The 10970-nt window shown below is 41.9% G+C and carries 12 protein-coding genes; 8 read left to right on the top strand and 4 right to left on the bottom strand.

All coding sequences use genetic code 11. The features are described from left to right. The first annotated feature begins 352 nt into the window (after positions 1-352). Positions 353-1108, top strand: a complete 756-nt coding sequence (locus D1367_RS19900; RefSeq protein WP_118167914.1) for a metallophosphoesterase family protein — start codon at positions 353-355, stop codon at positions 1106-1108. 132 nt (positions 1109-1240) lie between these two features. Here D1367_RS19900 and D1367_RS19895 read toward each other — a convergent pair whose 3' ends face one another. Further along, positions 1241-2104, bottom strand: coding sequence for a M48 family metallopeptidase (locus D1367_RS19895; RefSeq protein WP_118167913.1), 864 nt, complete (start codon positions 2102-2104; stop codon positions 1241-1243). 390 nt (positions 2105-2494) lie between these two features. Here D1367_RS19895 and D1367_RS19890 point away from each other — a divergent pair, with 390 nt between their 5' ends. Beyond that, a complete protein-coding gene (locus tag D1367_RS19890; protein WP_118167912.1) occupies positions 2495-3028 on the top strand; it encodes a DUF4330 domain-containing protein in 534 nt (177 codons plus the stop codon). Positions 3029-3123: 95 nt separating this feature from the next. On the opposite strand, the gene D1367_RS19885 is transcribed toward D1367_RS19890, so the two are convergent. After that, positions 3124-4116: a metal ABC transporter solute-binding protein, Zn/Mn family gene (locus D1367_RS19885; protein ID WP_118167911.1), complete on the bottom strand. Its 993-nt coding sequence runs from the start codon at positions 4114-4116 to the stop codon at positions 3124-3126. 602 nt (positions 4117-4718) lie between these two features. On the opposite strand from D1367_RS19885, the gene D1367_RS30180 reads away from it, so the two are divergent. From D1367_RS30180 to D1367_RS19855, 6 genes are all read left to right on the top strand, one after another. After that, a complete protein-coding gene (locus tag D1367_RS30180; RefSeq protein ID WP_147337387.1) occupies positions 4719-4904 on the top strand; it encodes a hypothetical protein in 186 nt (61 codons plus the stop codon). Between the two features lie 45 nt (positions 4905-4949). Further along, positions 4950-5285, top strand: coding sequence for a hypothetical protein (locus D1367_RS19875; RefSeq protein ID WP_118167909.1), 336 nt, complete (start codon positions 4950-4952; stop codon positions 5283-5285). Between the two features lie 236 nt (positions 5286-5521). Beyond that, positions 5522-5872, top strand: coding sequence for a YtxH domain-containing protein (locus tag D1367_RS19870; protein WP_118167908.1), 351 nt, complete (start codon positions 5522-5524; stop codon positions 5870-5872). A gap of 11 nt (positions 5873-5883) precedes the next feature. After that, positions 5884-6423, top strand: coding sequence for a DUF948 domain-containing protein (locus D1367_RS19865; protein ID WP_118167907.1), 540 nt, complete (start codon positions 5884-5886; stop codon positions 6421-6423). Positions 6424-6875: 452 nt separating this feature from the next. Next, complete coding sequence (locus D1367_RS19860; RefSeq protein ID WP_118167906.1) at positions 6876-7685, top strand: TPM domain-containing protein; 810 nt, start codon at positions 6876-6878, stop codon at positions 7683-7685. Between the two features lie 125 nt (positions 7686-7810). Then, the gene (locus D1367_RS19855) at positions 7811-8440 is read left to right on the top strand and encodes a precorrin-8X methylmutase (RefSeq protein WP_118167905.1); all 630 of its coding nucleotides are present in this window, start codon (positions 7811-7813) and stop codon (positions 8438-8440) included. Positions 8441-8699: 259 nt separating this feature from the next. On the opposite strand, the gene D1367_RS19850 is transcribed toward D1367_RS19855, so the two are convergent. Both D1367_RS19850 and dapB read right to left on the bottom strand, forming a co-directional pair. Then, positions 8700-9386, bottom strand: a complete 687-nt coding sequence (locus D1367_RS19850) for a phosphate ABC transporter permease (RefSeq protein ID WP_118167904.1) — start codon at positions 9384-9386, stop codon at positions 8700-8702. Between the two features lie 31 nt (positions 9387-9417). Beyond that, complete coding sequence (gene dapB, locus D1367_RS19845; RefSeq protein WP_094350135.1) at positions 9418-10254, bottom strand: 4-hydroxy-tetrahydrodipicolinate reductase; 837 nt, start codon at positions 10252-10254, stop codon at positions 9418-9420. Positions 10255-10970 lie beyond the last annotated feature (716 nt).

Raw genomic sequence — 10970 nt, 5'->3', positions numbered from 1 at the left:
CGAAGCGGTAGCGAGTCATCGAGCGTCTGGCGGTTCGATAAATTAAGCTTTTCGGCAATTTTTGCGTAAGTCCTGATCCAAATAAACGAACCACAGAGACAAAGCAGTGCGTTGGGCGGGTTCCCCGACTTGTTCGCTCTTAGCGTTCCCGCAGGGTAGCAACTGCCGCGCAGAGAACACAGAGAGAAGAGAATAGAGAGGATTTTTGCGTCAGTTTTGGGATATTTTTTTATTTATGGGGGAATAATTAAATTAAAATAAAAATTATTCAGTATTTCTACCTTCTATTACGGAAACCAGACAGCTTAAACTGTAGCAGAAGTATTAGCCAAACTATTGAAGCTAAGAGACAATGAGCGAAACTAGCCCCAGACGAATTGTAATTGGGGATGTGCATGGACACTATGAAGGTTTGATGACATTGCTGGAGGCGATCGCCCCCACGTCAGATGATCAAATCTATTTTCTGGGAGACTTAATTGATCGCGGCCCTCATAGTTCACAAGTAGTTAATTTTGTCAAGCGACATAACTACTCATGTTTGTTGGGAAATCATGAGCAGATGTTATTAAACATTCTGACCAATGAAAGAACCTCCTCCCCAACGATGCAAGCATGGCTCTACAGTGGGGGGCAAGCTACCGTAGCCAGTTACCACGAGGCTTCAATCCCTGATGACCATCTGGATTGGTTCAAGAGTTTGCCTACATATCTCGACTTGGGGGATATTTGGTTAACTCATGCTGGTGTTGACCCTTCCAAGTCGGTGACAGAACAAACTGCCGATCAACTGTGCTGGATACGAGAGGAATTTCACAGCATTGAAAAACCCTACTTTCCAGATAAGCTCATTATCATCGGTCACACCATTACCTTTACTCTGCCGGATGTTTCTCCTGGTAAACTGGCACAAGGAGAGGGATGGCTAGACATAGATACTGGCGCTTATCATCCCCGGAGTGGCTGGTTGACTGGATTAGATATCACCAATAAGCTGGTTTATCAAGTTAACATTTTTAAAGACTATCTCCGTACCCTGCCTTTAGAAGATGTAGTGATCAGAGTTAATCCAGCTAAAATCAAAGTCGATCGCCGCAACCATAATTGAGCAATATTCGAGATGAGCGGGAGTGGAGAGTGGGGAGTGGGCAGAATGAGGGGGATGAGGGGGATGAGGGAGACTCAAATCAGTGAACAGTTATCACAGACGATTTTCTTAACTGATAACTGATAACTGCCCTCAAGACCTCACTAATGGTCGAATATTAGTTTTATAACTACCCTTATCCAAGCCATAATTTCCCTTACTAGGTTGAGAGTTAATCGCACGTCTGAGGCCATCAATGCGATCGCTAGTTCCGGGGTGCGTACTCAAAAATGTCGGGACAGAACCACCCTTTTTCAGCAGCTTTTGCATAAAAGTAACCATCCCAGACTGGGCATAACCAGCGCGTGTTAAAGTTCGCAGTCCTCTTTGATCAGCATCAAATTCATCTTGACGACTGCGGGGACGATTCAAGGCAAGTTCTACACCAATCCCTACAGCCGTATTGCGATCTAAACCAGTTGCTGTTGCTAAACCACTAGCGATCGCTCTTTGCCGCATCTGTTTAACCAGGTGTTTCCCGCCAATGTGACCAATTTCATGGGCAATAACACTTGCAAGTTCTGCTTCATTATCTGCGGCTTTCAGTAAACCTGTGTGGAGATATACATAGCCTCCTAAAGTTGCAAAGGCATTAATAGCATCATCATCAACTACTTGGAAGGTAAAAGGAAGGTTGGGGCGATCGCTACTAGCTACTAAACGCCGACCAATTTGTTCTACATAGCGATTAACTTCAGAATTCCGGTAAAGTTTGACTTGACTCCCCAGAATTTCCTGATTAATCTGTTTGCCAATATCAGTTTCCTGGCGATCGGATATATTAGAAAGCTGAAGTACCTGGACTCCCTGCAATATAAGAGGCAAGAAGTCTAAAGTTCTTCCAGGCAAGGGTGTACTCAGGCACAGACTTAGGGCGACTACCACCGAAATTAGGGGATAAAACCAGCGACGCCGCCACACACGGTAATTTGCAACAAAACCTTTCCAATTGAACATAATACGCTCTAAAGATTATTTCGGGAGAACATAAAATTATGGGACAAATTATGAGACGGATTTAGAGTATTCTAAGTTGCATTCTTAACTCAAGACCAAAGAAGTTGTGATCCAGCTAATGCTTACACAAATCTACCGAATTGCGGGGGGGTAAAGATTCTCTCTAGAGATAGGCTTAAACACTAGATATTACTTTCTCGGTGCGTCAGTCTTAACGGACAAAAATTTGGGCGTTAGCTGCTACCCCTGCAAACTTACGAACTCGTGATATGTCGCATAACCGCAACGCCCAGTCGCTTTGAGTTATTAACAAATAGGGAAAATTACTATTCCCATTGAAAACCTTCTTGCTACAATCAATTACTTCGTTATTACCTCGGAAAAGTTTTTATGGCTATTTTAGATTCAAAAGGCCGTTTGTTCGGCAAAATCAACCTCTTAGATTTAGGTGCGGCGCTGGTAACTCTGCTAGTTATATTTGTCGTCTCGTCTAGCATCTTATCTAGCTTGGGTGTTGCCCAAGTTGGCGAGAAACTAGTACCCATAGAAGTAGACTTAGTAGTTCGTGGTTTGAATGTCCGTGATCCTGAGCAATTATTCAACAACGGGTTAAAAAAAGGCGGGAAAACTAATGTGATTATCCGCAATCAACCCTACGGACAGATTGAGATTAAATCCGTTCAACAGCTACCTAGAACAGTCAATGTTTTCCAACCTGATGGCACTGTTAAAGAATTGCCAGATCCAAAAACCAACAATTTTAGTACAGATATGCTTTTGACCTTAGAAGGTAAAGCCAAAAGCACAGAAAGCGGACTAGTGCTAGGTAGCAGTAAAGTTAAAATTGGAATGCCATTTGAGTTGGAAGGCTTTAACTACAACTTTAACGCAACTGTTATTGATATCAGATTAAAAGACCAATAGGATTCACCTTTTCGTTTTCAAAAAAAAGCTGATAAACCGAATTTTATATAATCTACAAAAACTCGGTTTATCAGATTTATCAATGGATGTTATAACTACTTATCAGCTTTTGCTTGAAACATTAAATACGTGCCTCCTAAACCTTCTACAATTGTGCGTGTATTAGCAATCATCATTTTCTGATAAGTGTCCGCCTCGCTTCCTGGTTCACCAAGTCCCTCAGCATACAACTTCCTGTCAGAAATTTTAACTTCAGCTTGTCTTGCTACAGATTGAAGCAAATTAGGGTTAGTTGCCGCCTCTGGAAAAATTGTTGATACTTTAGCCCGTTTAATGTTTGTAACCAAATTTTTGACTCTTGCATCTGTCAGGTTTTCGTTATTACTAATACCTTGCAATCCCCCTGCTAATGGAATACCGTATGCTTTAGCGTAATAACTCAGTGCATTAGATGTTGTAACTAACTTACGTTTTTTGGCAGGAATACTAGAAATTCTTGACTTAATCCAGCTATCTAGTTGAGTGAGTTCATTGGTGATTCTTTTGGTATTGTTCGTATAAGCCTCTGCATCGTTAGATTCTAATTTTCTCAGGTTACTATTAATTAGCTCTACCATCCTGATAGTATTCTTGGTATTGTGCCAAAGATGAGGATTAGTTACATTCTTGTCGCCTTTCTGAAATTTTTGTGGCTTAGACACTGCAAGTTGACCAACAGCTATTTTCGGTGCAGTGTTTTTAGTCACTTTAATTAATTTGATCAGATTTGGTTCTAAATTATAGCCACTATAGAGAATAAGATTAGCTTGCTCAATGGCTCTACGATCTTCCGGCTTTGGTTTATAAAATTGAGGGTTGGCACTAGGGTCAATTAAACAGGTGAGGTTAACTGTATTTCCGGCAACTTGTTTGGTTAAGTCACATAATACACTTGTAGTTGCAACGACTCTGGGAAGATTCTCATTTACCGGAGTGGTAGTCTGAGTGAATGCAGTTCTTGCAGTTTGATTTCCACACCCAACAAATCCAATCGTCAAGGCAACAAGAATAGCTCGGAAGGAATTAGTTGATGGTAATTTTTTTGACATCCTAAACTCCTACTGGATGTATAGAAATAATCATTATCAGTAATGGATTAGTGAAATACCAGGTGGAAGCCTTCAGAGGTTAAAGGCAATACGCTAAGGCTTTGGCTTTAACCTCCCTAACCCGTCCTTAAAAAGGAGGGAATTAGAGCAAGACTTTTTAAAGGGAAAGAAATTAATAAACTTTCTGCTTTCCCCAACGCACATCCAGCAATTTTTGCTTGGTGAACCCCAAATTAGGTTTTTGCAGGCAAAATGTTAGTTGAGGGAACTCCAAAAAATAAATTATTCCACATTAAAGTCGTTGACTGTTGACTGTTGACTGTTGACTGAAAACTCGTGAACCGTCAACGGTCAACAGTGAACAATAGCAATGGAATATTTTTTTACTTGGAAGTCCCTAAGTTCAGGTAACAGACTGGAAAATTGCTAGAGGTAAAAGCACAATAATAAAGGTGATGCTGGAGAGCCTCCGGTAAAGAGTGTAGTGTAGTTCTCTCACCGTCTGTTGAAGGGGCTATACCATTGTGCTTACATTCCCCAAAGGTTGCAAATGATCTAGGATTATCAGGTTAAGGAGAGGAACATAGTAATGGTGGGGCTTATTGAGCATACGGGTTGATTTTGCCTTCCCGATTCGTGAATCTAAGGCAATTGTAGCTGTGGTTTTGCGAACTGTGGGCATCTGGTGGTTACAAGATTGGCGAATTGGCGATTTTTTAACCATCAGCCTTTGTTGGACTAAATTTTACCTTATAAAGCCTTTCAATATCGCTCAGAGCATCATCTAACAGATCGTTATTCCATAAAAAGCTGATATTTGGTGAAGATAAACAATGGTTATTTTAGTTATCCTCGTTAACACCCTCGTTTCGCTGATACTACTCTATGTGGCTTGGCGGGTGGGGCAACTCAAGCGACAGTTAGCATACATAGCAGATAGCTTAACCGTCTATGAAAGTTGTACCCATGCAGCACTGAATAAAGCACCCGAAAATATTTATCTCAGCCAGGAAAATATTTATAACTTACGGCAGAAAAATCAAGTGCTACAAATGCAAATCCAACAAGTGCGGCAAATTATCAGTCTACTTTTGCTAGGACAGCAAATCTGGCAGCGTTATTTTCGTAGGCTAGAGTTAACACCAGCGAAAAGAACTGTTGGAAAATGAGTTATGTCAACACATAAACATTTATAATTAGGGCTGACACAGGGACGCGGTGACACGTTGAGACGGGGACGCCGTGAGTTTTGAATTATAAGTAATTAGTAGTTTTGATATTTTAATGAATAAAAGCAACCTTTTTGGCTGATATTTTGTCACGATAGATTAACTGAATAAAATCGGTGGAGTCTTACAAGGAGAGAAAACCCACCTAAAATGGGTGTAAGGAGAGAAATAACAAGATGTCTAATAACCGTTCTGGAGTATTTTTTGGCGGTTTGATGCTGGGAGCTACCATCGGTGCTTTGACCGGTTTGCTGGTGGCTCCCCGCACAGGGCGCGAAACGCGTAAAATTTTGAAAAAATCTGCCAATGCTATCCCAGAATTGGCAGAAGATTTATCAACGAGTGTGCAAATCCAGGCAGATCGTCTTTCTGCGATCGCACTACGAAATTGGGATGAGACTTTAGATAGATTACAGGAAGCGATCGCAGCAGGAGTAGATGCCAGTCAGCGAGAAAGCCAAGTCTTGAAGCGGCAAACATCTGTTGAAGACTCCGATTCTCTTCCGCAGCAATTAGAACGCTCATAAATGACACAACCGTGATTGATTCCCTGTTTTGGTTGGGACTTTCTTTACTCTTAGTCGCCACAAGTTTGACTGCGGTTTTAGTGGCGGCAATACCTGCTTTGCAGGAGTTAGCACGCGCTGCTCGTAGTGCAGAAAAGCTATTTGATACACTCTCGCGGGAATTACCCCCCACTCTAGAAGCTATCCGCGTCACTGGCTTAGAAATCGCTGACTTAACTGATGATGTCGGTGAAGGTGTAAAAAGTGCTAGTCAAGTTGTCAAACAAGTTGATCAAAGTCTTGATAGTGCCAAAAAACAGGCTCAAAATCTGCAAGTAGGTACACGTACTATTTTTGTTGGCGTGAAAGCTGCTTGGAAAAACTTCACGCGCCAAAAACCCACAAAGCGAACAAGCGATCGCCTGCCAAGCAATGAAAAACCACCACTAACGTTGCGAGAACGAGAAGTGCTAAAGCAAGAAAATCGTCGGAGCAAAGCAGAAGTATACCGCGTTAATGACGGTTACAGCGACGCAGCTAGCTGGGAAAACAATTTCGATGATGAAGATTGAATAAAGCTGCTTTGATTTGACCGTAAATTATTGCTGTTTATTAGGTTGGGTTGAGGAACGAAACCCAACATTTTCAGGAATTTGTTGGGTTTCACTAAAGTTCAACCCAACCTACAAATCTTCAAAACCTACGCAGTATTGAGTCATCTCTCACCTCTAATCATTCCCCTTTTATTGTATGGGGAACTTCGCTATGGCTTAGTCAATTTTGAGTTGTTAAAAACATATATGATTATCATTTTTAAAAATTTTCAGTATTTAGACTGATTGACAAAATGCACTTTATCTGAAGTTATCACAAACGTTACTCTAAATCCCCACTCATCAAAAACGCTTTGCTTTGATCCCTTAGATTAGAGTAAAGTAAACAAGTGTAAAGAAGTATCACTTTTCCACTACTCTTTTAAAACAACTTGTTCGCTTTTACCGTTGATATTTGTATAAAAACGTCCATGCAATCTTGTTTTTGGCGACGAATTCTGGTATCTATTGCAGTATTTTTCCTAGCTGGGTCAATTTGGGTAATGCATTCTCCCCCAGCCCTGGCTTATGACAATCCTGAGTTACTCCCTAACACCTTTACCCCAGTTGTAGATTTAGCAAAATCTCTTCCTATCCTGCAAGAAGAAAAGCTTGTCAAAGATTTAGAGCAGTTTGAAGCCGATACGGGCTGGAAATTGCGAGTATTAACCCAGTATGACCGTACCCCAGGTAGGGCAGTTATAAAATATTGGGGTTTGGATGATAAAAGCATTCTACTCGTTGCTGATTCTCGTGGCGGTAACATCCTCAGTTTTAGCGTCGGCGATGCTGTTTATGAACTTTTACCCCGGACGTTCTGGATAGAACTGCAAACCCGCTTCGGTAATTTGTACTTTGTCCGCGAACAAGGCGAAGACCAAGCCATTCTGCAAGCCTTAGAATCGGTTAAAGGCTGTTTGCTCAAAGGTGGTTGCAATGTTGTCCCCGGACTGCCACGAGAGCAATGGATTCTCACCTTGATTACCTCAGTTATTGGTGGGGTGATTTGTGGATTTGCAGCTCAACCCCGCGAGAAAGGACAAATTTTCGCTTGGCAATGGGCTTTAATTTTCTCACCTTTGTGGGGAATCTTGTTTCTTGCCTTTGGCATTGGGCCAGTAGTGACACGTACAAGCGACTGGTTACCTCTAGTCCGCAATATCTCTGGGTTTCTTATTGGCGTCTTAGTTGCCTACCTATCTCCTGTTTTCAGTCGGTCTTCTTCCAGTAATGAGTTATGAGTGAGGAGTGAGGAGTGAGGAGTGAGGAGTGAGGAGTTTTTAATTAACTTATAACTCCTAACTCCTAACTACTCACTCTCTGAAGCTGATAAGCTGAAAGCTAATATTTGAGAAGCTCAACAAAAATGGAATGGCACGTAACTGATGCTCAAAGTTTAGCAATCATTGATAGTGAAATTGAAAATCATGTTTTTTCACCCGCAGAGTATGAGATTGTGCGTCGGGTAATATACTCTACGGCTGACTTTGAGTATAAGTCTTTGATTCGTTTCTCTGAGCGTGCCTTGCAAGCAGGAGCAGCAGCACTCGCCGCGCGTACCACAATTGTGGTAGATGTGCCGATGGTGCAAGTAGGTATTGCCTACGAGATTCAAAACACCTTTGCCAATCCCCTCTATTGCAGCATGGAAGCTCTGACACGTCCTCAAAAAGAAAAAACTCGGGCAGCATGGGGAATAGAAACCTTAGCAAAGCGTTATCCAGAGGGCATTTTTGTGGTGGGACAAGCGCAAACAGCACTAACAGCACTGGTGGATTTAATTGAAGCTGAGGAAATTAGACCTGCTTTGATAATTGCTACTCCAGTGGGATTTGTAGATGTTGATGAAGCTAAGAGACGGTTACAAGACTCCTTAGTGCCTAACATCACAATTGACAGCCGCAAAGGTAATGCAGTTGTAGCAGCTGCGATCGCTGATGGATTGGTAGACTTAGCTTGGCAAGCCTATGGACAAGATAGAAATCGCGGGAGTTAGGAACATCGGCTCTATCGGACTCTTTATGGCAAATACTATTTTAAAATATTGAAGATCCAGATATTTTTGTTAATTAGTGCCGAGCAAGGAGCCTGGATTCTCCCGTTCCTAAATCTTTTGATTGCTGACTAGTTTAGGGATTTCCAACAAATAAATTATCCAATCTTGTGGGGTGGACATCTTGTCCGCCTTTGGCTATGGGTTCTCGTGTCGCCCACCCCACAAGATGTAGTCGAGTATTTTTTTATTTGGAAGTCCCTTACTCTTCTATAGGACGACGCCGCCGACGCGGCTTTTGTTGTTGGTCTTCACGTAAGCGGCGACCAACTTCGTTAAAGAAGTCTCGCCGTAAATAAGGATAATCGCTAACCCATAGGTCACGGCTAGGAAAGTATATATCGCTGAATTCTTCAATACTGCTCAAATCTGGGCGATTTGACATCACTACCATTTCTGCAATTTGACCGCGAGTTATAACTTTGTGGGCAGGACGTAATGGTGCTACAAACTCAATGCTAAATCCTGTTTCATCACCAACTTCTAAGTTAATCTGTTTTTCTCGGTTTTCTACAATCACCAATTCGCCTTTGCTGTTGACTGTTTCGGTTTTGCCAATCAACTGGTCTGTAATCCACCAATCAAGAACTCGACCACGGAAAAAGCCGCCATACTTATAACGGCGGCATTGCAAATTCCGCATACTTGCTTGAAACACTGGATACCACAACCAAAAAAAAGCGCTAACTACCCCCACCACAAATACTATTGAAGCAAACTCAAGCTTAAAAACGACTGTCACAAGCAAAATAACAACTACGGCAACTACAGAAATTAACAGCCGTTGCAAAAAATTTGAGAACTTCCCCCAATAGTACTTGTACTGCAAACCAGTGCCTATTAGGGGGATAACTTGTTCAAATTTCTGGCGAGTCAGTGGTACTAACATGAGTCTGAGTGATGAATGAGCAATAGTTTGTTTAAAGTATCTTTTCTAATCCATATACTAACGACTTTAGCGCTAAGACTTTGCGAATCGCTAGTAGCACTCCTGGCATATAGCAAGCGCGATCGCTCGTATCATGTCGTAAAGTATAAATCTGTCCTGCTGCGCCAAAAATAACTTCTTGATGAGCAATCAACCCTGGCAAGCGCACGCTATGAATTCTAATCCCTTCATCTGCTATACTGCCCCTTGCTCCTGCTAATTTCTCCGTTTCTTCTACAAGAGCAGGGTTAAAAGTTTTACCCAATTCTCCTAATAACTGCGCCGTTTGAATGGCAGTACCACTGGGTGCATCAGCTTTTTGGTTGTGATGCAGTTCGATAATTTCCACATGGTCAAAATATTTAGAGGCTGCGATCGCAGCTTGTTGCAATAGCACCATACCAATGGAAAAATTAGGAATAATTAGACAACCAGTGCTAGCTTTGTCGGCAAAGTCTGCCAAGTCTTGAATTTGTTCGGGACTTAACCCAGTGGTGCCAACTACAGGACGAATACCATAAGCGATCGCACTGCGAATATTGTCATAAACTGAATCGGGATGGGTAAAGTCTACAATCACCCCTGGAGGAGACTGTCTGTCGCCAGCCACATACCCCAACATCGGTTCCAATTGATTCGTAATTGGCACTTCCAGGGGTTCGCTTAAACCTGCCAACTCTCCAGCGTCTTTATCTTGATGTTCTAAACTGTGGTCAATTGCACCCACTAGGTTTAAGTCTGGCGCTTGCGCTACTGCCTTAATCACCTCACGGCCCATTTTACCAGCAGCACCGTTGACAATAACCGGGATAGGAGCTTGATTCGTCATAGGTCGAGAAATATTTTTTGAGGTAACAAAGGAATTGTAAAGACTTTGGTGATCTAGTAGCTAGCTTCTCAAATCTTTGGCTTAATTCCAACTACCCTGATTTATAGCGTTTCCCGGCAAGCGTGACGTACACTCGTAGGGGCACGGCAGTGCCCATGATGCGTGTCAACTTAACGTAAAAGCCATGTCCCGCAAGGAATTAAAGTTCCTTGGCTTTTAGCTAAAGAACTTTAGTTCGAGGCGGGCGAGTCAAGCTGAAAGTTTTGCTACTTTTAGCTTAAGTTGACACGTATGGGCACTGCCGTGCCCCTACACCTTGCAATATAATTTTTTACCTGATCTGAATGGGAACCGCTATATACAGCTAATCACTCAGTTTTGTACTCTCTACAGCCGATCGGTTCTCATTTTCATCTCACTATCTTAGCCAGTAACTGTTTTATTTTCCCTACTTCACTCACCACACCTTGAAAAATAATCCTATACTGTCCCTGATAAGTAATTTTTATAAAAGCTATCAGTCTTTTTTTGTCAAGTCTAGTTGACTATTTGTAATGTTATTGTTATATTTATTTACATAAGTTAGCAAAGACCAAACTTAACTATTTAACTGGTGTTAGCTAAGAAAAAAAGATTTGGGCATCGGTATATTTCATTGACATTTGGAATTCTCCCATCTACCTCGGCTATCAAGTCGGGGTTTTTTGTGTTTTCAA

This window comes from Nostoc sphaeroides (assembly GCF_003443655.1).
In the GTDB taxonomy this organism is placed as follows: domain Bacteria; phylum Cyanobacteriota; class Cyanobacteriia; order Cyanobacteriales; family Nostocaceae; genus Nostoc; species Nostoc sphaeroides.
Note: the sequence above shows the minus strand (reverse complement) of the source record. Positions and strands in the feature narration are given on the sequence as shown.

Bases quoted from the DNA above. Each gene is read 5' to 3' on its own strand.
- D1367_RS19860 (WP_118167906.1), top strand. From the start codon at position 6,876: ATGCAATCTTGTTTTTGGCGACGAATTCTGGTATCTATTGCAGTATTT.
- D1367_RS19890 (WP_118167912.1), top strand. From the start codon at position 2,495: ATGGCTATTTTAGATTCAAAAGGCCGTTTGTTCGGCAAAATCAACCTC.
- D1367_RS19855 (WP_118167905.1), top strand. From the start codon at position 7,811: ATGGAATGGCACGTAACTGATGCTCAAAGTTTAGCAATCATTGATAGT.
- D1367_RS19885 (WP_118167911.1), bottom strand. From the start codon at position 4,116: ATGTCAAAAAAATTACCATCAACTAATTCCTTCCGAGCTATTCTTGTT.
- D1367_RS19895 (WP_118167913.1), bottom strand. From the start codon at position 2,104: ATGTTCAATTGGAAAGGTTTTGTTGCAAATTACCGTGTGTGGCGGCGT.
- D1367_RS19875 (WP_118167909.1), top strand. From the start codon at position 4,950: ATGGTTATTTTAGTTATCCTCGTTAACACCCTCGTTTCGCTGATACTA.
- dapB (WP_094350135.1), bottom strand. From the start codon at position 10,254: ATGACGAATCAAGCTCCTATCCCGGTTATTGTCAACGGTGCTGCTGGT.
- D1367_RS19870 (WP_118167908.1), top strand. From the start codon at position 5,522: ATGTCTAATAACCGTTCTGGAGTATTTTTTGGCGGTTTGATGCTGGGA.
- D1367_RS19900 (WP_118167914.1), top strand. From the start codon at position 353: ATGAGCGAAACTAGCCCCAGACGAATTGTAATTGGGGATGTGCATGGA.
- D1367_RS19850 (WP_118167904.1), bottom strand. From the start codon at position 9,386: ATGTTAGTACCACTGACTCGCCAGAAATTTGAACAAGTTATCCCCCTA.